The organism is Streptococcus sp. SP1, from assembly GCF_030440005.1.
Taxonomy (GTDB): Bacteria; Bacillota; Bacilli; order Lactobacillales; family Streptococcaceae; genus Streptococcus; species Streptococcus parasanguinis.
This window is the reverse complement of record NZ_JAQFJJ010000024.1, coordinates 1-23,148: the sequence shown is the minus strand read 5'-3', so window position 1 is coordinate 23,148 and position 23,148 is coordinate 1. Positions and strand designations below refer to the sequence as shown.

Genomic DNA, 23,148 nt, shown 5'->3' with positions numbered 1-23,148 from the left:
ATGTCAACTTATGGATATATTATTGTTAAAACCTTGATTACCAAAGTTGAGCCAGATGCTGAAGTGAAACAATCCATGAATGAGATCAATGCAGCGCAAAGAAAACGCGTGGCAGCTCAGGAGTTGGCAGAAGCAGATAAGATCAAGATCGTTACTGCTGCCGAAGCTGAGGCGGAAAAAGACCGTTTGCACGGGGTTGGTATTGCCGAGCAACGGAAGGCCATTGTCGATGGATTGGCAGACTCTATTAAAGAGTTAAAAGGCGCGAATGTAGACTTGACCGAAGAACAAATCATGTCTATTCTCCTAACCAACCAGTACTTAGATACCCTAAATAATTTTGCAGATAAAGAAGGGAATAATACGATTTTCCTACCAGCAAACCCAGATGGCGTCGAAAACATTCGTACACAAATATTATCAGCCTTGAAAGCAAAGTAAACCTTTTTTCATTTTTTAAAAAAGGTTCGTATTTTCAGCGATTTTAGTTGACAAAATGTGCAAAAAAATTTATATTAGTATTGGAAATAATAATATAGGAGAAAGATCATGGCTAAATCGAACTTTGAAAAAGTAGAATCAGTTGTTGGATGGGTACGTGATAAGAAAATTACTGGGTATCGTATCAGTAAAGAAACAAATGCCCGTGAAATGTCTATCATTGCCTTGGCTCAAGGACGTGCAAAAGTAAAGAACATCTCGTTTGAAACGGCACTTGGATTGATTGATTTTTATGACAAAAATCATCAAAAATTTGAAGATTAATTTGTTGTTCCAATTGAAAACCAGAGAGTTTGCTCTCTGGTTTTTTCTATGCCTCAAAAGCAGAAGCGGTACAAAAAAACAGCTTGCTTCTATACTGGTAAGCAAACTGTTTCAAGAGATTAATGTAAGAAGCGTTGAAGGAATTCCTTGGTCCGTTCTTCTTTTGGATTGCTAAAGATTTCTTTTGGATCACCTTGCTCAGCGATGACACCCTTGTCCATGAAGATGACCCGGCTAGAGACATCGCGGGCAAATTCCATTTCGTGGGTGACGACAATCATGGTGAGTCCTTCTTTTGCAAGCTCCTGCATGATTTTCAAGACTTCCCCAACCATTTCTGGGTCTAGGGCAGAAGTCGGTTCATCGAAGAGAATGGCATCAGGATCCATTGAGAGAGCACGTGCGATGGCGACCCGTTGCTTTTGACCACCTGAAAGTTGTTTCGGACGGGCAGACCAATATTGAGATCCCATACCGACTTTTTCAAGGTTTTCTTTGGCAACTTTTTCTGCAGTTTCACGATCACGCTTGAGGACGGTCGTTTGTGCTACGATGGTATTTTCCAAGACGTTTAAATTTTCGAAGAGATTAAAACTTTGGAAAACCATCCCCAATTTCTCGCGGTAGTGGGTAAGATCATACTCAGGATCAAGAACATTTTGCCCACGATAGAGAATCTCTCCAGCAGTAGGAGTCTCTAGAAGATTGATGGAGCGAAGGAAGGTTGATTTTCCGCTACCAGAGCTCCCGATGATGGAGATCACCTCTCCTTTTTCAACGGTGAGCGAAATATCTTTCAAAACCTCATTTTGACCATAAGATTTTTTTAAATGTTGAATTTCAAGAATTTTTTCTGACATTATTTCACCTCCTTGACTTGCATTTGATTTGCACCTGTAGTATAAGTATCAGAATCTAAGCGACGTTCGATGTAGCGAAGGATTCGTGTGATAGTAAAGGTGAGAACGAAGTAAATCACAGCGATGATCGTAAAGGTTGGGAAGTATTGGTAGTTTTGAGTTGCGACCGTATTTCCTGTAAAGTACAGTTCAACTACAGAGATAACATTCAAAACAGATGTATCCTTGATGTTAATAACAAATTCATTCCCTGTTGCTGGCAAGATATTGCGAACAACCTGTGGAAGGACGACCTTGCGCATGGTTTGTCCATGGGTCATTCCTAGAGCAGTCGCTGCTTCAAACTGACCTGGATCCACTGCTAAGATCCCACCACGAACAATCTCACTCATATAAGCTCCGGTATTGATTGATACGATAAAGATGGCGGCCCAGGTACGATCCAAGGAAATGTTGAAGGCTTGGGCGGAACCGTAGAAAATGACCATGGATTGAACGATCATCGGAGTTCCACGGAAGATTTCAATGTAGACATTGAGGAACCAACCAAAGGCAGTTTGGCATCCAGCAAGGAATTTATTTTTAGCCTTCGGAGCTGTCCGGAAGACACCGATTAACAAACCGATAATCAACCCAGCGATAGTTCCAGTCATAGAGATTAAGAGGGTCATTCCAGTTCCCCGTAAGAACTGTGGGCCATTATCCTTTAAAATCTTCATCATTTGGCTAAAGAAAGTCTGCTTATCATCACTAGCATCACTGGAAGCTGGTTGCTTCTTAATCATATCATCCATGAGTTTGACTTGGTCTTCAGACGAAATCTTAGCTAGTGCGGCATTGACTTGGTCAATTCTAGTGTCACCCTTCTTCATCCCGATAGCGATAGTCGCATCTTCTTCCCCAACTTCAAATCCTTTTTTGAATTGAATCATCTTAAATTTAGAATTAGCGGACTCGGCGGTTAGGGCTTCGGGACGTTCAGAAACATAGGCATCAATAACACCCGATTCTAAAGCTTGACGCATCTGGGCAAAATCACCCATTGCAGTTTCTTGTTTCACACCCTTGAGTTGGGAAATGAGAGAATAGAGGTAGACCCCTTGTTGAGAGGTGACCTTTGCATCCTTAAAGTCATCTAGACTAGTGGCGTTTGCATAGTTTCCATCTTTACGAACGAGCATGACCGGTTCACTGGTATAGTAGCTCTTGGAGAAGGCGACCTCTTTTTTACGTTCAGCGGTTGGACTCATCCCAGCGATAATCATATCGATTTTACCAGAAGTGAGGGCTGGAATTAAACCGTTCCAAGATGTTTTTACGATCAGAGGTTTTTTACCTAACTCCTCAGCAACTTTTTTGGCGATTTGGACATCGTACCCATTGGCATATTGATTGATACCGTCAATTTTAACAGCTCCATTTGCATCATCTTCTTGGGTCCAGTTGAAAGGAGCATAAGCTGCTTCCATCCCAATACGTAAATATTCATCTGCATGAGCAATCTGTGTGATCCCTAAGCAAATGAAAAGCCCTGTTAAGAGCGCAAATATTGTTTTTTTCATTTTTTCTCCTCTTCCTTATTTTAACTTCTCCTATTGTACAGTAAAATAGGCTGCATTTCAAATATGGTCCTCTTTTTATTTAAAAAATGCTATAATAATACAAAGGAGCGTGATCAAATGAAAAAGTATTTGTATGTATTTTTCGCCTTTCTGGCCTGCCTTTTTGTCAGTCAGAATGTCCATGCATCTAGCCCGTCTTATGATGTGCTTTTCTATGGTGGAACCTTGACCTTGGATACCTGGGACGACGCCACCTATGAGGAAGAACTGGTTTATTATTTCAAAGATTCTTATAGAGGGCAGTATGTCAGTCTAGGAACGGCGGGGAACATGCCACAAGGCTTTGCAATTGAGATACCGCCAAAGGTTGAGGTGGAAGGTCGTGATCTTCAAAGAGAACCCGAGATTACGAATCTAGGTGATGGCTACCGAGTGAAAATTTATAACAGTGGTGTGGCGACAGATACAGTCAAAATTAAAGTCACATGGAAATTAAAAAATCTTCTTTATTCACACAAGGATATCTTGCAGTTGAACTGGAAACCAATTACTGATGGTGATCAGAAGGTTGATGAAGTTCAGTTTCGTATCATCCCTAAGTTCGCGCCCGCCAATGCCCAATCGGAACTGTATATCCATACAGCCTTTATGGGACCGGATGTGACTGTGAAGAAAGAAGATGGAATCTATTCTGCCACTTTCTATAACCTAGGCAAAGGAAAGGCTGTGGAGTTGTATGGTTACTGGTTGAAGTCAGACCTAACTACCTTGTATGATTCTGGTCGAAATACAGGATTGACCAAATTGGATGAATTTCACAAAAACCAAGCTAAAATTGAACAGGAAAAATACTGGACACGCATGTTTTGGAATTGGATCTTGCCAGTCTTGATTTTTGCACTCTGGCTTCTTGCTCTCTTGGGCCGCAACCGGTTCAAAAAAATGATTTGGCCTGGTGTGACCTATCCGACCAATACTCGTCTTTATGAGATTCCACAGGACATTGCACCTCTAATTATGAGTTCGGTTGTTTATTCAGCCGAACTAGACGAGGCCTCCCCTACCAATAAAGAGAAGGCAACTCCTCCGGTGTTTACATTTGAAAAAATGCTTCAAGCTACATTGCTGGATTTGATGGATCGTGGAGTGATTGTCTACGAGCAGCAAGGAAATGAAGTCGTTTTGACCAGAAAGTCTCATGGACATGTGGATGATTTTGAACGCTCCTTTATGAATATGGCTTTTGGGGATCAGGTTTCCTGTCCTGTAAACCGTCTCTTTGAGAATTATGAATTTAGTGATGATGTATACAAACATGCCAAAAAAGCAGATCAAGATGCGATTCGTTCACTAGGAAGTAAGGCTCAGGCTCGTTTTGATACGGCTGTGAACCAAGTGGCCCGAGATGTTCATCGCAAGGTGGAAGATCTCCATTTGCCAAGCTACTATCGCCCTTTAGAGGCAAAAGAAGAAGCGCAAGCTAGACAAAGTCTCTTCTTTGGTTGGGCTGCTTGGTTTATCGCTCTTGGAGCAGAAATCTTTGCCATCTTTGGGATGGGTTGGTTCTCTGTTCCTTGTTTGATAGGGATCCTCATACTTTGGTTTATGCCAGTGCGCTTCAATGGTGTTTTTAAAGCTTGTCTACGAGATGGGGTTGTCAATCTTGCGGGTGCTGAGCAACGCTATTACTGGGATAGTTTTGGTCGGATGTTGAAAGAGATTGCTCACCTCAACGATGCAGAGTTGCAGTCTCTGGTCCTATGGAATCGGTTATTGGTCTATGCGGCCTTGTATGGTGTAGCCGATCAGGTCACAAAGGTCATGAAACTTCGGAATATTCATTTAGAAAATCAAGCCTTAAACGCCTTCGTTTACACCCCATTCTATCATGATGTGACCCACTCAAGTCATGCCATGTCTACTTATGGATCGACAGCATCGACGGCTAGTCATTTCACAGTTTCCTCTGGTAGTGGAGGAGGCTTCTCTGGCGGTGGTGGCGGCGGAGGCTTTGGTGCTTTCTAATAAGCCAAAAGATCAGTCATAGTCACTCCGGCCATACTGGCTGGAGCGATCTAGCCTGGCGAATAGAATTATGATATAATAGAGCAAATGTAAGTTTAGGAGAAAAAGATGTTTCTGATCGAATTAATCAAGGCGGTTCTTTTTGGGATTGTCGAGGGGATTACAGAATGGTTGCCGATCTCAAGTACAGGTCACTTGATTCTGTTACAGGATTTTGTGCAGTTTAAAAATCAAGATCCAGCCTTTATGGAGATGTTCAATGTCGTGATCCAATTGGGTGCGATCCTAGCGGTTGTGGTGATTTATTTCGATAAATTGTATCCCTTCAAACCTGGTAAATCTCCACTAGAAGTACGTCGAACTTGGCAATTATGGGCAAAAGTTGCGGTTGCAACGCTCCCGCTTGTCTTTGTTTTTAAATTAGATGATTGGTTTGAGGCTCATTTTCACAATTCTATTTCTGTTGCGATTATGTTGATCACCTACGGGATTGCCTTTATCTATCTGGAAAGACGAGAACAAGTTGAGCCAGCGGTAACGGAATTGCATAAGCTACCTTATCGAACAGCTCTTTATATCGGACTCTTCCAAGTTTTATCGCTATTTCCAGGAACAAGCCGTTCAGGTGCTACGATTGTAGGTGGCTTGATCAATGGTGTTAGCCGTCCAGTAGTGACAGAATTTACCTTTTATTTGGGGATCCCAGCTATGTTTGGTGCTAGCCTCTTAAAGGTTGGAAAATTCGCTCTTGGCGGACATTCACTAGCACTGGGGCAACTCTTTATTCTACTGGTAGCGATGGGAGTGGCCTTTGTGGTCAGCATGTACGCCATCCGCTTCTTGACAGATTATGTGAAAAATCATGATTTCACCGTCTTTGGGAAATACCGGATCGTTCTTGGTTCCATCTTGTTATTGTATGGCCTCTTCCGTGTTATTTTCTAAGAGAAGGCTTGAACTCTATCAAATTATTTTCGAGGTTGGAGACTTTTGTCCCGACCTCTTTTCTATGCATCCTTTTTTTGAATTCTATCCAATTTTTTAGTATAATAGTAAGACTAGAAGTATGAGGTTATGCTATGAAGATGAAGCAAATTAGTGATTCAACAATTAAGATCACGATCCAACTAGAAGACTTAGAAGAACGTGGGATGGAAATTGCTGATTTTCTTGTCCCACAAGAAAAAACAGAAGAATTTTTCTACGCCATTTTGGATGAACTCGAAATGCCAGAAAGCTTCCTGGATAGCGGGATGCTGAGTTTTCGTGTGACGCCAAAACCAGATAAATTGGATGTTTTTGTTACCAAATCAAAAATTGACCAACAATTGGATTTTGAGGATTTGTCAGATCTTCCTGATATGGAAGAGTTGTCGCGCATGACGCCAGATGAATTTATCAAAACCTTGGAAAAAACAATCTCTGATAAGACAAAAGGGGATGCAGAAGCCATTCACCATTTGGAACAAGAAGAGTTACGTGATAATCAAGAACAAGATCCGACACCTGAATCCCCAGTGACTCAGTATATTTATTACATTTTGCGTTTTTCGAATATCCAGCAAGCAGTTGCCTTTTCCAAAACGGTGACTTACCCAGTAGATACCTCTGAATTGTACAAGATGGGGTCGGAATATTATTTGACAGTGCTAATTGATACAGAGAATCAGCCTATCCAATATCCTACGTGGTTACTCGCAACTATTCGAGAGTATGCGGATGATTCAGAAGTGACACGGGCAGTTTTACAGGAGCATGGGTATTTATTGATGGTATCAGGTGCGATAGAGAATTTAAAGAAAGTTGCTAGTTTATGATGTCCTTTTCTCTGCAATTTATTCTGATATTGATCGGGACCTTTTTGATTGCGCTTGTGTTGACGCCTTTGGTTCGTTTATTATCATTTAAAATCGGTGCAGTTGATTACCCTAATGCTCGACGAATCAATACCAAGCCCATGCCAAGTGCTGGTGGATTATCTATTGTAATCGCCTTTTCGATCGCAACCTTAGTATTCATTCCTATGCTGACATCTAATGCTGCACCAATCAAAAGTTATCTCTCTTATACCTTGCCGGTTGTAGGTGCAGGATGGATCATTGCTCTTACAGGCTTGATCGATGATGTGAAAGAATTGTCAGCCAAGAAGAAGATGATTGGCATTCTTCTTGCAGCGAGTATAGTCTGGTTTTTGACCGATTTCAGGCTGAATGATTTCAAGATTCCCTTTGGTGGTCCTTTGCTTCATTTTGATCCGTGGTTATCATATCTTTTAACAGTGATTTGGATCATTTCTATTACCAATGCGGTCAATTTGATTGATGGATTAGATGGTTTGGTGAGTGGTGTATCCATTATTTCTCTAGTGACAATGGGGATTGTTTCCTATTTCTTTCTGCCAGTTCCAAATCTCTTCTTGACCATGACCATTTTTGTTTTAGTTGCAGCAATCGCTGGATTTTTCCCCTTTAACTACCATCCAGCCATTCTTTATCTGGGAGACACCGGTGCTCTGTTTATCGGATTTATGATTTCTGTCTTGTCTTTGCAAGGCTTGAAAAATGCGACAGCTGTTGCGGTAGTCACGCCAATGATTATCCTCGGAGTTCCGATTACAGATACCTTTTTAGCCATTATCCGTCGGACTTTGTCTGGTCAAAAATTTTACAAACCGGATCGCAATCACCTACATCACCGTCTGCTTTCTTTAGGCTTGACGCACCGAGGGACAGTACTTGTGATCTATGGGATCTCGATGATCTTTTCCTTGATTTCTCTACTGCTCAATATTTCAAGTCGAATTGGGGGCATTTTGCTCGTGATAGGACTTTTGTTTGGAGTGGAGTTGTTAGCAGAATTAATTGGGATTTTGGGGCCGCATCATAGTCCTTTGTTAAATGTTCTGCGCTATATAGGGAATTCTTCCTATCGGGAGGAAGTTCGTCAAAAACGAAAAGAAAAAACTAAATAAGAATAGTTCTAATCAAAAGAAAAGCCAATTAGGCTTTTTTTTGATATACTTGAAAGGTAAAAAAATACTTTGTGATGAAGGAGTCCTCTTTTTGAGGCTTTAAAACTTCAAGGCAAAAAGAAAGGGAATGCAATGTCGACATTAGAAATTAAAGACCTTCATGTTGAAATTGAAGGCAAAGAAATTTTAAAAGGTGTAAACCTGACCCTAAAAACTGGTGAGATCGCAGCCATCATGGGACCAAACGGAACAGGGAAATCTACTCTGTCAGCTGCCATTATGGGAAACCCAAATTATGAAGTAACCAAAGGGGAGATTCTGTTTGATGGTGTCAACATCTTGGAATTGGAAGTAGACGAACGTGCACGGATGGGCTTGTTCCTTGCCATGCAATACCCTTCAGAAATCCCAGGGATTACCAATGCAGAATTTTTACGTGCAGCCATGAATGCTGGTAAAGAAGAGGACGAGAAGATCTCCATTCGTGATTTCATCAAAAAATTGGATGAAAAGATGGAACTGCTCAACATGAAAGAAGAAATGGCAGAACGCTATTTGAACGAAGGCTTCTCTGGTGGTGAGAAAAAACGCAATGAAATCCTTCAATTGTTAATGTTGGAACCAACATTTGCCCTTTTGGATGAAATTGACTCTGGTTTGGATATCGATGCTCTTAAGGTCGTATCTAAAGGGGTTAATGCAATGCGGGGTGAAGGTTTTGGAGCGATGATCATCACCCACTACCAACGTTTGTTGAACTATATTACTCCTGACGTAGTTCATGTGATGATGGAAGGTCGTGTCGTGCTTTCAGGTGGGCCAGAATTGGCTGCACGCTTGGAACGTGAAGGCTATGCCCAACTCGCAGAAGAACTCGGTTACGACTATAAAGAAGAACTATAACCTGATGACAAGTGATCTCATGTTGTCATAAAATCAAACAGATAGTATCTTTATTAGGAGAAAAAAATGAGTATTGAAAATATTACCCTCTTTTCGGAACTGCATGCTGAGCCAAGCTGGCTGCAGGATTTACGAAAAAAAGCTTTTAACAAGATTGATCAGTTGGAATTGCCAGCGATTGAACGCGTAAAATTCCATCGCTGGAATCTTGGCGATGGAACGATCACAGAAAGCGAGGTTTCTGCCAATGTTCCTGATTTTACAGCCCTCGATTCGAACTTAAAATTGGTCCAAGTTGGAACTCAGACTGTATTTGAACAGGTGCCACAAGCCTTGGCAGACCAAGGAGTTCTTTTTACAGATTTCCATACTGCCCTAGAAGAAATTCCGCAGGTGATGGAAGACTACTTCATGTCTTCAGTTAAATACGATGATGACAAACTAGCAGCATACCACACAGCTTATTTTAATAGTGGGGCTGTTCTCTATATTCCAGATAACGTCGAAATTTCAGAACCAATCGAAGGTATTTTCTACCAGGATAGCGACAGTGATGTACCTTTTAATAAGCACATTTTGATTATCGCAGGAAAAAACAGCAAGTTCAGCTATTTGGAACGCTTGGAATCAAAAGGTGATGGCTCAGCAAAAGCAACTGCGAATGTGACGGTTGAAGTGATCGCCCGCTCAGGTGCCCAAGTGAAATTTGCGGCGATTGACCGCCTGGGTGAAAATGTTACAGCCTACATCAGTCGACGTGGGAAACTAGGTCAGGATGCCAGCATTGATTGGGCTATCGGTGTTATGAACGAAGGCAACGTGGTTGCAGACTTTGACAGTGACTTGGTTGGAAACGGAAGTCATGCAGATTTGAAAGTCGTTGCCTTATCAAGCGGTCGTCAGGTGCAAGGAATTGACACCCGTGTGACCAACTTTGGTTGCAACTCGATCGGAAATATCTTACAACACGGGGTTATTCTTGAAAAAGGAACCTTGACCTTCAACGGAATTGGTCATATTATAAAAGGGGCCAAAGGAGCAGATGCTCAGCAAGAAAGCCGTGTCTTGATGCTATCGGATCAAGCGCGTTCAGATGCCAATCCAATCCTCTTGATTGATGAAAATGACGTCACGGCAGGCCATGCTGCATCGATCGGTCAAGTGGACCCAGAAGATATGTATTACCTTATGAGTCGTGGTCTGGATCAACACACAGCAGAACGTTTAGTGGTGCGTGGTTTCTTGGGATCTGTTATTGTTGAAATCCCAGTTAAAGAAGTACGTGATGAAATGATTGCCACCATCGAAGAAAAGTTATCTCAACGCTAAGGAGAAACAATGCTAGATAAAAATACGATTGCTCAAGATTTTCCCATTCTCGATCAACTAGTTCACGATGAGCCTTTGGTTTATCTAGATAATGCAGCGACGACGCAAAAACCTAAACGTGTTCTTGAAGCAGTTAATCACTATTATTTGCAAGATAACGCCAATGTCCATCGTGGAGTCCATACTTTGGCTGAACGAGCGACAGCAGCCTATGAGGTGGCGCGTGAGAAAGTTAGAAAATTTATCAACGCTTCATCAACCAAGGAGGTGCTCTTTACAAGAGGGACAACGACTGGACTCAACTGGGTGGCCCGCTATGCAGAAGAAGTCCTAAAGGAAGGGGATGAAGTCCTGATTTCCATCATGGAACATCACTCCAACATCATTCCTTGGCAGCAAGCCTGCAAGAAGACAGGAGCAAAACTGGTTTATGTCTATCTAAAAGATGGCTTACTGGATATGCAGGACTTAAAGAGCAAGCTTAGTGAAAGGACAAAATTTGTCTCCATCACCCATGCTTCGAATGTCTTAGGGGTGGTCAATCCGATCAAGGAAATTACTCGATTAGCTCATGAAGTTGGAGCGATCATGGTCGTAGACGGTGCTCAATCAACCCCTCATATGGCCATTGATGTACAAGACTTAGATGCGGATTTCTTTGCTTTTTCTGGCCACAAGATGGCTGCACCAACAGGGATTGGTGTCCTCTATGGGAAGGAAGAAATCTTAGAGCAAATGTCTCCAATCGAGTTCGGGGGCGAGATGATTGACTTTGTCTACGAGCAATCTGCCTCTTGGAAGGAATTGCCTTGGAAATTTGAAGCTGGGACGCCTAATATGGCGGGCGCAATTGGTCTTGGTGCAGCGATCGATTATTTAGAGGAGTTGGGAATGGACCAGGTAGAAGCGCATGAGCAAGAATTGATTGCCTATGTATTTCCAAAATTACAGGCTATCGAAGACTTGACTATCTATGGTTCCCAAGACTTAGCCCAACGTTCTGGCGTCATTTCCTTCAATCTAGGAGATCTCCATCCGCATGATTTGGCAACAGCTCTAGATTACGAAGGGATTGCCGTTCGTGCAGGTCACCATTGTGCACAACCTCTCCTTCAATACCTGCAAGTCCCAGCGACAACGAGAGCAAGTTTTTATATCTACAACACCAAGGCGGACTGTGATAAATTAATTGAGGCATTGGTCAAAGCAAAGGAGTTTTTCAATGGCACTTTCTAAATTAGATTCGCTGTACATGGCGGTCGTAGCTGACCATTCAAAACACCCCCACCACCAAGGACAGATTGAAGATGTTGATCAGATCCAACTCAACAATCCAACTTGTGGAGATGTGATCCAGTTAAGTGTGAAATTTGATGAGAATGACAGGGTTGAAGATATTGCCTTTGTGAATTCAGGCTGTACGATCTCAACCGCTTCAGCTAGTATGATGACGGATGCTGTAATGGGAAAAACAAAAGAGGAAGTTGAAGAATTGGCACAGGTCTTTTCAGAAATGGTCCAAGGCCAATCAGATCCTCGGCAAGAGGAGTTGGGAGATGCAGCCTTCTTATCTGGAGTCTCAAAATTCCCACAGCGGATTAAATGTGCGACCCTCTCCTGGAATGCTCTTAAAAAAGCGATCGAACGTAGTAATTAGTTAAAAGAAGAAACAGAGAAAGAAAGGAAATTATGGCTGAAGAAAGAGTCGAACCGAAACCAATTGATCTCGGTGAATATAAATTTGGATTTCACGATGACGTTCAACCCATTCTCTCTACCGGGAAGGGATTGAATGAAGCGGTTATTCGTGAATTGTCTGCAGCAAAAAATGAACCAGAATGGATGCTCGAATTCCGTTTGAAATCTTTTGAGACCTTCAAAAAGATGCCCATGCAAACCTGGGGAGCTGATCTATCAGAGATTGACTTTGATGATTTGATCTATTATCAAAAACCTTCGGATAAACCTGCTCGTTCATGGGACGAAGTTCCGGAGAAAATCAAGGAGACCTTTGAGCGTATCGGGATTCCTGAAGCGGAACGTGCTTACTTAGCAGGTGCTTCTGCTCAGTATGAATCAGAAGTGGTTTACCACAATATGAAAGAAGAGTTTGAAAAGTTAGGGATTATCTTTACTGATACCGATTCTGCCTTAAAAGAATATCCAGATCTTTTCAAACAGTATTTTGCGAAGTTGGTACCGCCAACGGATAACAAATTGGCTGCCCTCAACTCAGCAGTCTGGTCTGGTGGAACCTTCATTTATGTACCAAAAGGCGTAAAAGTAGACGTTCCCCTTCAAACTTACTTCCGTATCAACAATGAAAATACAGGTCAGTTTGAGCGCACGTTGATTATCGTGGATGAGGGAGCAAGTGTCCACTATGTAGAAGGCTGTACAGCGCCGACCTACTCAAGCAATAGCCTCCATGCAGCGATTGTTGAGATCTTTGCCTTGGATGGTGCTTATATGCGCTACACGACTATCCAAAACTGGTCTGACAATGTCTACAACTTGGTCACCAAGCGGGCCAAAGCCCAAAAAGATGCTACAGTTGAGTGGATCGACGGGAACTTAGGAGCCAAGACAACCATGAAGTACCCATCTGTTTATCTAGATGGAGAAGGAGCGCGCGGGACCATGTTGTCCATTGCCTTCGCTAATGCAGGTCAACACCAAGATACAGGTGCTAAGATGATCCACAATGCCCCTCATACCAGCTCGTCTATCGTATCAAAATCTATTGCGAAAGGTGGCGGAAAGGTAGACTACCGTGGACAAGTTACATTTAACAAGGATTCTAAAAAATCTGTTTCTCATATTGAGTGCGATACCATTATTATGGATGATTTGTCAGCATCAGACACGATTCCTTTTAATGAAATTCACAATTCACAAGTTGCTTTGGAGCACGAAGCAAAGGTTTCAAAAATTTCAGAAGAACAGCTTTATTATTTGATGAGTCGTGGACTGTCTGAGTCAGAAGCGACAGAAATGATTGTCATGGGATTTGTAGAGCCCTTTACAAAAGAACTTCCAATGGAATATGCCGTTGAGTTAAACCGACTTATTAGTTACGAAATGGAAGGATCTGTAGGATAATTCATTTTCATCAATCAAAAATCACAATGGATTTGACTCCATTGTGATTTTTTGCTTATAATTTTTCGTTGACATAACGGACGAATTGATTCCACCAAACCTTTAAGAAAAAGCTTTTCTCAACGGTTTTTCCTGCTACCATATCGACTGTCGGCTCTTGATCTTCTAAGTAGCCTCGCCCGATTTTATTTGGATCTGAGTATTGGAGAATTCCAACATCATCTCCAGATTTTACAGGGGCTTTGAATTGGTTTTGACTACTTTTGAATTGGATCTTAGGTTCAGTTTGATTGCCTTGTTTTACCACGACATAGAAGTCTTTTTTGGCAACAGCCGAAACGGACTCAAACTTCCCATCCGTAATGGCGACCTTACTTTTTCCATAGGTATCTCCTTTCTTTACGACAATGGAAGAAACAAAGGTTCGTACCACGTAATTCATCAGTGATGAAGTTGCTACAAAGCGTGCATAAGGATCACCGTCAACTGCTTCAACTCCTAAGACAACTGTGATCATGTGGATACCATTTTGCGTCGTTGATGCAGCAAAGGTAATTCCTCCTTTGGTGGAGTTGCTGACTCGAAGGCCGTCGACTCCAGAACGGTAATTCGGCATCCCTTCTAGCATTAGGTTGGGGTTTTCAATCTGCGTGTTTGAAAAAAGAGCAGTGGGTTTTGAAGTATATTTGGTCACTTCAGGAAAATCCTGGAGTAAGTGTTTGGCAATAACAGCAATATCATAAGCACTCAATTGATTTTCGTCTTCTTTCCCGTCAGGATCTCCGCTGATGGTTTGAGTATTTAATCCGGTAGCATTAATTAAATGAGGTGATTGAATGCCCCATTCAGAAAGTTTTTGCTTCATTTTTTCAACGAAGCTTTTTTCGGAGCCACCCACTTTCTCAGCTAAGGCGAAGGCGGCAGTGCTAGAATTTCCAACTAAAAGAGCAGTCAATAACTGATCAACCGTATATTGGTTTGCCTCAATGGGAAGAATTCCAGCACCTTTAATATCATTTAAGGCCAATGCCTCCTCGGATAATTTGATTGGGTCTTTTAACGAAAGTTTTTTGTCATGAATGGCTTCAAAAATTAGATAAGTGGTCAGCAGTGTAGACAATCCTCCAACTTCTCGCTTTTTATCCGAATCTTTTTCATACAAGATCTTACCAGTGTCTGCTTCGACAGCGATGGCACTTTGAACAGGAAGATCCGGCTCGTTCGCAAAAATCCTTTGAGGTGGTAGACTGCATAAAAGTAGGATGAAGGTTAAAAAAGAAAGAAAGAATTTTTTCACGGTAATTTCCTCATTATTTAGTCTTCTCTATTGTATCATACAAAATCTGAATAGAAAATTGGAAAATCATCATCAAGCTAAAAAGTCAGTCGTATCAAGGTTTTCGAATGGTGACAACGCAAATATTCAGAAAATTTAGTTTACTTTTTTTTCTAGTTGTGATATAATCTTAAACAAATCTAAAAAAACTATTGGAGAATTCCTATGAAAAAAGGTAAAGTATTCGCGGTTGCTGGAGTAACACTCCTTGCGGCTGGATTGTTGGCTGCATGTTCTGGTTCAAACACTAGCAAAGCAAGCTCAGGTGAAGACAAAAACTATGGTTATGTTTACTCAGATGATCCTCAAACTTTGGACTACACAGTATCTTCTAAAGCTGCTACACATGATATCACTACAAATGTTGTAGATGGTTTGATGGCAAATGACAAGTATGGTAATCTCGTACCATCACTTGCGGAAGATTGGTCTGTTTCAAAAGACGGTTTGACTTATACCTACAAGATTCGTAAAGGGGTTAAATGGTACGATGCAGACGGTGAAGAACACGGTGAAGTTACAGCCAAGGACTTCGTGACAGGCTTGAAACACGCTGCTGATAAAAAATCTGAAACTCTTCCACTAGTTCAAGGATCTATCAAAGGCTTGGATGATTATGTTCAAGGGAAAATCACAGACTTTAGCCAAGTTGGTGTCAAAGCTGTTGATGATTACACACTTGAGTATACATTGAATAAACCAGAAACTTTCTGGAATTCTAAAACTACAAACGGAATTTTGTTCCCAATTAGCACAGAGTTCTTGAAGAGTAAGGGTGATGATTTTGGTCAACCAAACGATGTGAAATCAATCCTTGCAAATGGACCATTCCTTCTTAAATCTATTACTTCAAAATCATCTGTTGTATTTGAAAAAAACGACAATTACTGGGATAAGAAAAACGTTCACCTTAAAGAAGTGAAACTTACTTACTACGATGGATCAGACCAAGATTCATTGGCACGTGGCTTCTCTGATGGGGCTTATACAGTTGCTCGTTTGTTCCCTGCAAGTTCAAACTTTGCAACTATTTCGAAAAAATACAAAGACAATATCTACAACACACCAGCTGGTTCAGGTGTAGCGGTCCTTGGTTTCAACATCGACCGTCAATCATACAAACACACTGCTAAAAAATCAGATGCTGAAAAGGCTGCGACTAAGAAAGCAATCTTGAACAAAGATTTCCGTCAAGCAATTACCTTTGCGTTAGACCGTGAAAGCTATTCTGCACAGCTAAATAGTAAAGAATTTGCTAAACCAGCTATCCGTAATACCTACACAGCTCCAGCCTTTGTGCAAGTAAATGGAAAAGATTTTGGAGATGTAGTTGCCGATAAGTTGACTACTTATGGAGACCAATGGAAGGGTATCAACCTTGCAGATGGTCAAGACGGTCTTTACAATAAAGACAAAGCCAAAGCCCAACTTGAAAAAGCCAAAGCTGAACTTCAAAAAGATGGCGTTCAATTCCCGATTCATATTGATGTACCAGTAGCACAAAGCTCAAAAGGATTTGTTGCTCGTATGCAATCTTTGAAACAAACAGTGGAAGACACTCTTGGTAAAGACAATGTTGTTCTTGATCTTCAAATGATGGACCAAGATGAAGTATTGAACATTACTTTGAATGTACCATCAGCAGCAGATGCTGATTGGGACCTTCAAGGATTGGTTGGATGGAACCCAGACTATGATGATCCATCAACTTACCTCGATACACTTCAACCATCTTCAGAAGACCAAACAAAAGTATACCTTGGTTTTGCAGGTGGTGTGGACAACGCTTCTGCTAAAGCAGTTGGCTTAGATGAGTATGCAAAACTTCTTGCAGATGCCAATAGTGAGTCATTGGATGTAACGAAACGTTACGAAAAATATGCTACTGCTCAAGCTTGGTTGAGTGACAGTGCCTTGGTAATCCCAACAATGTCAAGTACAGGTGCAGCAACTGTCATCTCTAAAGTGGTCCCATTCTCTGGCCCATCATCTCAAACAGGTAACAAAGGATCTTCATACTTCAAATATGTAGAAGTTCAAGATGAACCAGTTACTAAGAAACAATACGAACAAGCACGTGAAAAATGGCAAAAAGAAAAAGCTGAGTCAAACAAAAAAGCTCAACAAGATCTTGAAAAACACGTTAAATAATTAAATTATTGCTTTTCATTAGAACTTTCTCTTCTAGGGGAGAAAGTTCTTTTGGACATTAAAGGAATGAAATATGAAAAAATATGTTTTTATGCGTATTTTGCGTTCGTTAGTGTCGATCTTTCTCGTCACGACATTAACCTACATGATTATCTATACGCTAACACCGAGAAATCTCATCTTTAAGAATGACCCTAACTATAATAAAGTAGCGAAGACAAAAGATTCGAAGATCAACTACGAAAATACTGTCTATGATCGCATGGGTTATTTGGAATACATGGATTCAAAGAGCTTACAACAAAAAGCAAGTGAAGAAGATTCATCAGTTACAGTTGATGCGACCGCGGCCAATGAAAAGATCTATACGAAATACATTAATAAGCTAGGTCATGGCTGGAAATTGCAACGTTTCCCAGAAAGTAAGTCCTTCTATGCAGTGCGTGAAATCCCGGTTTTTGAACGTGTCATCAGCTTCTATGCGAATTTAATTCAATTTGATCATCCAGGTTGGGTGAAAGATGCCTCCAATCCAAATCTGAAACGCTATATCCGTATTGAAAATGATCCATCTATTGGTTGGTCAGTAGTAGGTTCAGGTACGAAACACAAATACCTCTTGTACTTCAATGGTCAATTCCCATATGTACACCAAAACTTTGTAACCTTAAACCTTGGAAATTCATATCCAACTTATTCAAATACCCCTGTTCTTCAAGTGATTACCCAAGGACAAGGAACGACTAAGAAGAGTGAAGTGAACTTCCCAACAGGTAAAAAGACATCTTCAATCGATATCTACTCACGTACTTACAAATCACCAAGTAAGGCAGACTCACAAGACATCAGTCGATTTGGTAAAGGGGACGCTTATACAGCAACGTTGAGCAACTATGAGAATCCATCCATGATTGCATCTTCTTCAATCATTGGTTTGATTGGTATTGCGATTGCTTACTTGATTGCGATTCCATTAGGATCTTACATGGCTCTGTTCAAGAACTCATGGTTTGATAGCATCTCAACAGCAACCTTGACATTTATGATGTCTCTTCCAACTATTGCCCTTGTTTACATTGTGCGTCTAGCAGGTTCATTCTTTGGACTTCCAGACTCATTCCCAGTACTTGGAGCACAGGATTGGCGTTCATATGTATTGCCGTCTCTGATTCTTGGTTTGTTGAGTGCGCCATTTATCGCAGTTTGGATTCGTCGTTACATGATCGATATCCATTCGCAAGATTTCGTCCGTTTTGCTCGTTCAAAAGGATTGTCAGAACGTGAGATCTCAAGAAAACACATCTTCAAAAATGCGATGGTCCCATTGGTATCTGGTATTCCAGGTTCTATCATTGGAGTTATCTCAGGTGCGACACTTACTGAAACAGTCTTCGCTTTCCCAGGTATGGGTAAAATGTTGATTGACTCTATTAAAGCATCAAACAACACCATGGTCATCGGACTTGTCTTCATCTTCACATCGCTTGGTATCTTTGCTGCCATGTTAGGTGATATCTTGATGACAGTGCTTGATCCACGGATTAAATTAACGAATACGAAAGGAGGCAAATAATGGCTACAATCGATAAAAATAAATTTCAGTTTGTAAAACGCGATGACTTTGCCTCTGAAGTAATCGATGCTCCAGCGTATTCATACTGGAAATCTGTATTCAGACAATTCTTGAAAAAAAGAACCACTATCATTATGCTTGCTATTTTGATTGGGATTCTCTTGATGAGTTTTGTCTACCCGATGTTTTCAAATTTTGATTACAACGACGTAAGTAAGGTAAATGACTTTTCAGCACGTTTGAATCCACCAAGTGGGAAAGCACTATTTGGTACAGATAATAACGGTAAATCCCTCTTTGATGGAGTTTGGTTTGGTGCTCGGAATTCAATTATCATTTCCTTTATCGCCACTGTTATTAACGTGGTGGTCGGAGTTATCGTTGGTGGAATTTGGGGGATCTCAAAATCTATCGACCGTATCATGATGGAAGTTTATAACGTTATTTCAAACATTCCATTTATGTTGATCGTTATCGTCTTGACTTACTCAATGGGATCTGGTTTCTGGAACTTGATTCTTGCCATGTCCTTAACAGGATGGATCGGAATTGCTTATACCATTCGTGTCCAAATCATGCGTTACCGTGATTTGGAGTACAACCTTGCCAGCCGAACATTAGGAACACCAACTTTGAAAATTGTTACGAAAAATATTTTGCCTCAATTGGTATCTGTTATCGTGACACAAACATCACAGTTGCTTCCAAGCTTTATTTCTTACGAAGCTTTCCTTTCCTTCTTCGGACTTGGTCTTCCGATCACAGTTCCAAGTTTGGGACGGTTGATTTCTGACTATTCTCAAAACGTAACTACAAATGCTTACCTATTCTGGATTCCGCTTACTGTTTTGATTTTAGTATCCTTGTCATTCTTTATCGTCGGACAAAACTTGGCCGATGCCAGCGACCCACGTACACATAGATAGGAGGAGTAGATATGACATCAAATAACAATATTATTTTATCTGCTCAAGATATCGTAGTGGAATTTGACGTGCGCGATCGCGTACTGACAGCTATTCGTGGCGTATCGCTTGAGCTAGTAGAAGGTGAAGTTCTTGCCTTGGTTGGTGAGTCAGGTTCAGGGAAATCAGTTTTGACAAAAACGTTCACCGGAATGTTAGAAGATAACGGTCGTATTGCCCAAGGTTCGATTAAATACCGTGGTCAAGAATTAACTGATTTGAAGACCAATAAAGATTGGGAAAATATTCGTGGATCTAAGATCGCTACAATTTTCCAAGACCCAATGACAAGTTTGGACCCAATTAATACAATTGGATCACAAATTACAGAAGTCATTATCAAACACCAAGGAAAAACAGCTAAAGAAGCCAGAGAAATGGCATTGGACTATATGGAGAAAGTTGGAATTCCAGATGCTGAACGTCGTTTTGATGAGTATCCATTCCAATATTCAGGTGGGATGCGTCAGCGGATCGTTATTGCCATCGCCTTGGCCTGCCGTCCAGATATCTTAATCTGTGACGAACCAACAACAGCCCTTGACGTGACCATTCAAGCGCAAATCATTGATTTGTTGAAATCCCTTCAAAAAGAATACCAATTTACAGTTATCTTTATCACCCACGACTTAGGTGTGGTTGCAAGTATTGCAGATAAAGTAGCCGTTATGTATGCTGGAGAAATTGTTGAGTTTGGTAAAGTAGAAGAAATTTTCTACGATCCAAAACATCCATACACATGGAGCTTGCTTTCAAGTTTGCCTCAATTATCAACCTCAGATGGTGATCTATACTCTATTCCAGGGACTCCGCCATCATTGTATGCTCCAATCAAAGGAGATGCCTTCGCACTTCGTTCAGACTATGCGATGCAGATTGATTTTGAAGAAGAGGCACCTGCTTTCAAAGTGACCGATACTCACTGGGCTAAGACATGGTTGCTCCATCCAGATGCACCAACAGTTCATAAACCAGAAGTAATCGAAAACCTTCACGAAAAGATTGGCTCAAAAATGGGCTTCACTCACATGACAGAATAGGAGGAAGGAAATGACTGAAAAATTAGTTGAAATTAAAGATTTAGAAATTTCCTTCGGTGAAGGAAGTAAAAAATTCGTTGCTGTAAAGAATGCCAATTTCTTCATTAATAAGGGAGAAACTTTCTCTCTTGTTGGTGAATCAGGAAGTGGGAAGACGACAATTGGACGTGCTATCATCGGTTTGAATGATACAAGTGCTGGAGAAATTATTTATGACGGTCGCAAGATCAACGGAAAAAACTCTCATAGTGAAAAATCAGAGTTGATCCGTAAAATTCAAATGATCTTCCAAGACCCAGCAGCAAGTCTGAATGAACGTGCAACAGTTGATTATATTATCTCTGAAGGTTTGATCAATCACCATTTGTTTAACAGTGAAGAAGAACGTCAGGAAAAAGTAAAAAATATTATGCATGAAGTTGGGCTTCTTGCAGAACATTTGACACGTTACCCTCACGAATTCTCAGGTGGACAACGTCAACGGATCGGTATTGCCCGTGCACTTGTTATGGAACCAGAATTTGTCATTGCGGATGAACCAATCTCAGCCCTTGACGTTTCAGTACGTGCGCAGGTCTTGAACCTTTTGAAAAAATTCCAAAGAGAATTAGGCTTGACCTACCTCTTTATCGCCCATGACTTGTCAGTTGTGCGCTTCATTTCTGACCGTATTGCAGTTATCTATAAAGGGGTTATTGTAGAAGTAGCAGAAACTGAAGAGCTATTTAACCACCCAATCCATCCATATACTCAATCCCTACTTTCAGCGGTCCCAATTCCAGATCCAATTCTAGAACGTAAAAAAGTTCTAAAAATTTATGATCCGGAACAACATGATTATTCTGAAGATAAACCACAAATGGTTGAAATTAAACCAGGTCATTATGTATGGGCTAACAAAGCTGAAGAAAACAAATACAGACAAGAATATAAATAGAGAGGTTTTCCTCTCTATTTTCTTTATGCCTTTTTGTCAACTGTAGTGGATGACGAAACTTCTAGAGAGGACCAGATAGGTCTTCCCTTTTTTATATGTTTAGAGTGATGAAAACACGCTTCCTAAAGTTGATAGAGCTTCTAAAACCAAATCCAATAGGATTGATGTCTTTGATCAACTTATTAGTCGCTTCGAGTTTTGCGTTTGAATCGTCTGTTTCTAGCGCATTTATGATGTGTCGTTTGTGTCTAAGGAAAGTCCTAAATGGTGATGGACCGTTCCTCTATCAGCTCAAAGAACTCATCTCCTCTCTTCTCCTGAAAAGTCTAGTGTCTTCTCAACGACTTCATATGTGATCAAGGTTTGACGGAAAGTTTTTGAATGAAAAGAGTTGAGAGATAACTTAAGGACTTCTTTTTGAAAGATTCGCCAGTGTTTTTTTAAGGCTCGAAAGGGTAGTGCCTTTTTAAAAAAATGGTTCATAATTGAAATCTTGTCTTTAAAAAAACGCGACCAAGGTGATGGGAAATGTGGAAACGATCAAGAACGATTTTAGCGTTTAAAAAGCGTTTTCGAGCCAATGGGATATAGGATCTGATATATCCATCGTGATAAATTGGACCTTTTGCCGAGCTTTCAATGAATACAAAAAAAGTAGTTTTGTATAGTAATTTGGAGACGTTTATCGAAGAGGATAATGAGTTCGCTGGACTCATAGTTTTGAGTCACAAAAACTAAGTCACCTTTCTTAAAACCAAACTCCTTCCAGGACATAATCTTTGAGAGTTTGACATAATGTTTCTTGAAAGTAAATTGGTAATGCTTACGATAGACAGTATAAGTTGACACATGAAGTTTTCAAGCATTATCCATTAGAGGTACCTTCTGAGTTAGGGGGTGTGTAACTTTTTTTCGGACAAGGGGTGAGATATAACATATATTCTTAATAAATGATGTCTCGGCAATCATGACACTCCTACAGCTTTTACACGGGAAACAATGTTTCTTTAGACGTAGTAGTGTTGAAGTTTCAGCTTGTTCAAGAAGAGAAAGTTTAGAAGGTTTTTGAAAGTCTTATTTAATAATCTTTCCTTGGCAATGGGGAATAATGGTACAGGATAATCGAATTTTACTTGAATCTCAATATGATTATCAGTTTCAAAACGAATGAAATAATGATATTAGGGCCTTTAATTCCGAATAATTCTGAAGTATCCTTAATGAGTCCCATAGGTTCTTCCTAATGGTAGTTTCGTCGCTTTTCATTATAGTTATTATAGGAGTATTTGTTTATAAGTAAAAAGTTCTAAAATCTATAGAATAGTTTTCCCCGCTATAGGAATTATTGAGCCAGAGTTTTTTACTATATCTAATAAAAGAATAAAATTGTAAAGAAGTAATTTTTCTAAAGCATGAAAAGCCTGTATTCTGGGCTTTTTTCGATTTTTTTAAAAAAATCTTAAAAAAAATAAAAAAAAATTAAAAAAAGTGTTGACAGTAAGGAGAGGTCATGATATACTAATATAGTTGTCGCGAGAGAGCGACAAAGACCTTTGAAAACTGAACAAGACGAACCAATGTGCAGGGCGCTACAATGAAAGTTGTAGTAACTGAACAATAAAAAACAAT

19 protein-coding genes and 1 pseudogene are annotated in these 23,148 nt (G+C 40.5%); 16 read left to right on the top strand and 4 right to left on the bottom strand.

Annotated elements, in window-relative coordinates:
* Together PCY07_RS09945 and PCY07_RS09940 are read left to right on the top strand one after the other, a co-directional pair.
* On the top strand, positions 1-441 hold a 441-nt coding region (locus PCY07_RS09945), incomplete at its 5' end, for an SPFH domain-containing protein (protein ID WP_301556735.1).
* Between the two features lie 108 nt (positions 442-549).
* On the top strand, positions 550-765 hold the full coding sequence (locus tag PCY07_RS09940; protein WP_003004771.1) for a hypothetical protein: 216 nt from the start codon (positions 550-552) through the stop codon (positions 763-765).
* A 119-nt stretch (positions 766-884) separates the two neighbouring features.
* Here PCY07_RS09940 and PCY07_RS09935 read toward each other — a convergent pair whose 3' ends face one another.
* Both PCY07_RS09935 and PCY07_RS09930 read right to left on the bottom strand, forming a co-directional pair.
* Positions 885-1,625 (bottom strand): amino acid ABC transporter ATP-binding protein, encoded by a 741-nt coding sequence (locus PCY07_RS09935; protein ID WP_301355014.1) that lies wholly within the window; start codon positions 1,623-1,625, stop codon positions 885-887.
* Positions 1,625-3,187, bottom strand: a complete 1,563-nt coding sequence (locus PCY07_RS09930) for an ABC transporter substrate-binding protein/permease (RefSeq protein ID WP_301355015.1) — start codon at positions 3,185-3,187, stop codon at positions 1,625-1,627. The genes PCY07_RS09935 and PCY07_RS09930 overlap by 1 nt, the downstream gene beginning before the upstream one ends.
* Before the next feature lie 117 nt (positions 3,188-3,304).
* Between PCY07_RS09930 and PCY07_RS09925 the strand changes: the two genes are divergently transcribed.
* The 9 genes from PCY07_RS09925 (at position 3,305) to sufB (ending at position 13,517) form a co-directional block, all read left to right on the top strand.
* The gene (locus PCY07_RS09925; protein ID WP_301355016.1) at positions 3,305-5,212 is read left to right on the top strand and encodes a DUF2207 domain-containing protein; all 1,908 of its coding nucleotides are present in this window, start codon (positions 3,305-3,307) and stop codon (positions 5,210-5,212) included.
* A gap of 108 nt (positions 5,213-5,320) precedes the next feature.
* Positions 5,321-6,157 carry an undecaprenyl-diphosphate phosphatase gene (locus PCY07_RS09920; protein ID WP_013904699.1) on the top strand — a complete coding sequence of 279 codons (837 nt, stop codon included), beginning with the start codon at positions 5,321-5,323 and terminating at the stop codon, positions 6,155-6,157.
* A gap of 134 nt (positions 6,158-6,291) precedes the next feature.
* Positions 6,292-7,029 carry an adaptor protein MecA gene (mecA, locus tag PCY07_RS09915; protein ID WP_013904700.1) on the top strand — a complete coding sequence of 246 codons (738 nt, stop codon included), beginning with the start codon at positions 6,292-6,294 and terminating at the stop codon, positions 7,027-7,029.
* On the top strand, positions 7,026-8,183 hold the full coding sequence (locus PCY07_RS09910; protein ID WP_301355017.1) for a glycosyltransferase family 4 protein: 1,158 nt from the start codon (positions 7,026-7,028) through the stop codon (positions 8,181-8,183). The genes mecA and PCY07_RS09910 overlap by 4 nt, the downstream gene beginning before the upstream one ends.
* Before the next feature lie 132 nt (positions 8,184-8,315).
* Positions 8,316-9,086 (top strand): Fe-S cluster assembly ATPase SufC, encoded by a 771-nt coding sequence (sufC, locus tag PCY07_RS09905; protein ID WP_003004238.1) that lies wholly within the window; start codon positions 8,316-8,318, stop codon positions 9,084-9,086.
* A gap of 66 nt (positions 9,087-9,152) precedes the next feature.
* Positions 9,153-10,415 (top strand): Fe-S cluster assembly protein SufD, encoded by a 1,263-nt coding sequence (gene sufD / locus PCY07_RS09900; protein WP_301355019.1) that lies wholly within the window; start codon positions 9,153-9,155, stop codon positions 10,413-10,415.
* Positions 10,416-10,424: 9 nt separating this feature from the next.
* A complete protein-coding gene (locus PCY07_RS09895) occupies positions 10,425-11,651 on the top strand; it encodes a cysteine desulfurase (RefSeq protein WP_301355020.1) in 1,227 nt (408 codons plus the stop codon).
* The gene (gene sufU, locus PCY07_RS09890) at positions 11,638-12,072 is read left to right on the top strand and encodes a Fe-S cluster assembly sulfur transfer protein SufU (protein WP_013904704.1); all 435 of its coding nucleotides are present in this window, start codon (positions 11,638-11,640) and stop codon (positions 12,070-12,072) included. Before PCY07_RS09895 ends, sufU begins: the two co-directional genes overlap by 14 nt.
* A 32-nt stretch (positions 12,073-12,104) precedes the next feature.
* Positions 12,105-13,517 (top strand): Fe-S cluster assembly protein SufB, encoded by a 1,413-nt coding sequence (gene sufB, locus PCY07_RS09885; RefSeq protein ID WP_003015477.1) that lies wholly within the window; start codon positions 12,105-12,107, stop codon positions 13,515-13,517.
* 55 nt (positions 13,518-13,572) lie between these two features.
* Here sufB and PCY07_RS09880 read toward each other — a convergent pair whose 3' ends face one another.
* A complete protein-coding gene (locus PCY07_RS09880) occupies positions 13,573-14,814 on the bottom strand; it encodes a serine hydrolase (protein WP_049518157.1) in 1,242 nt (413 codons plus the stop codon).
* Between the two features lie 204 nt (positions 14,815-15,018).
* Here PCY07_RS09880 and PCY07_RS09875 point away from each other — a divergent pair, with 204 nt between their 5' ends.
* From PCY07_RS09875 to PCY07_RS09855, 5 genes are all read left to right on the top strand, one after another.
* The gene (locus PCY07_RS09875; protein ID WP_003015523.1) at positions 15,019-17,004 is read left to right on the top strand and encodes a peptide ABC transporter substrate-binding protein; all 1,986 of its coding nucleotides are present in this window, start codon (positions 15,019-15,021) and stop codon (positions 17,002-17,004) included.
* Between the two features lie 73 nt (positions 17,005-17,077).
* A complete protein-coding gene (locus PCY07_RS09870) occupies positions 17,078-18,577 on the top strand; it encodes an ABC transporter permease (RefSeq protein WP_049518159.1) in 1,500 nt (499 codons plus the stop codon).
* On the top strand, positions 18,577-19,503 hold the full coding sequence (oppC, locus tag PCY07_RS09865) for an oligopeptide ABC transporter permease OppC (RefSeq protein ID WP_049475082.1): 927 nt from the start codon (positions 18,577-18,579) through the stop codon (positions 19,501-19,503). Before PCY07_RS09870 ends, oppC begins: the two co-directional genes overlap by 1 nt.
* An 11-nt stretch (positions 19,504-19,514) precedes the next feature.
* Positions 19,515-20,582, top strand: a complete 1,068-nt coding sequence (locus PCY07_RS09860) for an ABC transporter ATP-binding protein (RefSeq protein WP_049518160.1) — start codon at positions 19,515-19,517, stop codon at positions 20,580-20,582.
* A 10-nt stretch (positions 20,583-20,592) separates the two neighbouring features.
* The gene (locus tag PCY07_RS09855) at positions 20,593-21,519 is read left to right on the top strand and encodes an ATP-binding cassette domain-containing protein (RefSeq protein WP_003010296.1); all 927 of its coding nucleotides are present in this window, start codon (positions 20,593-20,595) and stop codon (positions 21,517-21,519) included.
* Between the two features lie 36 nt (positions 21,520-21,555).
* On the opposite strand, the pseudogene PCY07_RS09850 reads toward PCY07_RS09855, so the two are convergent.
* Positions 21,556-22,750, bottom strand: a pseudogene (locus PCY07_RS09850) (transposase).
* Positions 22,751-23,148 lie beyond the last annotated feature (398 nt).

Coding starts and splice junctions, on each gene's coding strand:
- PCY07_RS09935 (WP_301355014.1), bottom strand. CDS start 1,625: ATGTCAGAAAAAATTCTTGAAATTCAACATTTAAAAAAATCTTATGGT.
- PCY07_RS09870 (WP_049518159.1), top strand. CDS start 17,078: ATGAAAAAATATGTTTTTATGCGTATTTTGCGTTCGTTAGTGTCGATC.
- PCY07_RS09920 (WP_013904699.1), top strand. CDS start 5,321: ATGTTTCTGATCGAATTAATCAAGGCGGTTCTTTTTGGGATTGTCGAG.
- sufB (WP_003015477.1), top strand. CDS start 12,105: ATGGCTGAAGAAAGAGTCGAACCGAAACCAATTGATCTCGGTGAATAT.
- PCY07_RS09875 (WP_003015523.1), top strand. CDS start 15,019: ATGAAAAAAGGTAAAGTATTCGCGGTTGCTGGAGTAACACTCCTTGCG.
- mecA (WP_013904700.1), top strand. CDS start 6,292: ATGAAGATGAAGCAAATTAGTGATTCAACAATTAAGATCACGATCCAA.
- oppC (WP_049475082.1), top strand. CDS start 18,577: ATGGCTACAATCGATAAAAATAAATTTCAGTTTGTAAAACGCGATGAC.
- PCY07_RS09910 (WP_301355017.1), top strand. CDS start 7,026: ATGATGTCCTTTTCTCTGCAATTTATTCTGATATTGATCGGGACCTTT.
- sufC (WP_003004238.1), top strand. CDS start 8,316: ATGTCGACATTAGAAATTAAAGACCTTCATGTTGAAATTGAAGGCAAA.
- PCY07_RS09855 (WP_003010296.1), top strand. CDS start 20,593: ATGACTGAAAAATTAGTTGAAATTAAAGATTTAGAAATTTCCTTCGGT.
- PCY07_RS09930 (WP_301355015.1), bottom strand. CDS start 3,187: ATGAAAAAAACAATATTTGCGCTCTTAACAGGGCTTTTCATTTGCTTA.
- sufU (WP_013904704.1), top strand. CDS start 11,638: ATGGCACTTTCTAAATTAGATTCGCTGTACATGGCGGTCGTAGCTGAC.
- PCY07_RS09925 (WP_301355016.1), top strand. CDS start 3,305: ATGAAAAAGTATTTGTATGTATTTTTCGCCTTTCTGGCCTGCCTTTTT.
- PCY07_RS09895 (WP_301355020.1), top strand. CDS start 10,425: ATGCTAGATAAAAATACGATTGCTCAAGATTTTCCCATTCTCGATCAA.
- PCY07_RS09860 (WP_049518160.1), top strand. CDS start 19,515: ATGACATCAAATAACAATATTATTTTATCTGCTCAAGATATCGTAGTG.
- sufD (WP_301355019.1), top strand. CDS start 9,153: ATGAGTATTGAAAATATTACCCTCTTTTCGGAACTGCATGCTGAGCCA.
- PCY07_RS09940 (WP_003004771.1), top strand. CDS start 550: ATGGCTAAATCGAACTTTGAAAAAGTAGAATCAGTTGTTGGATGGGTA.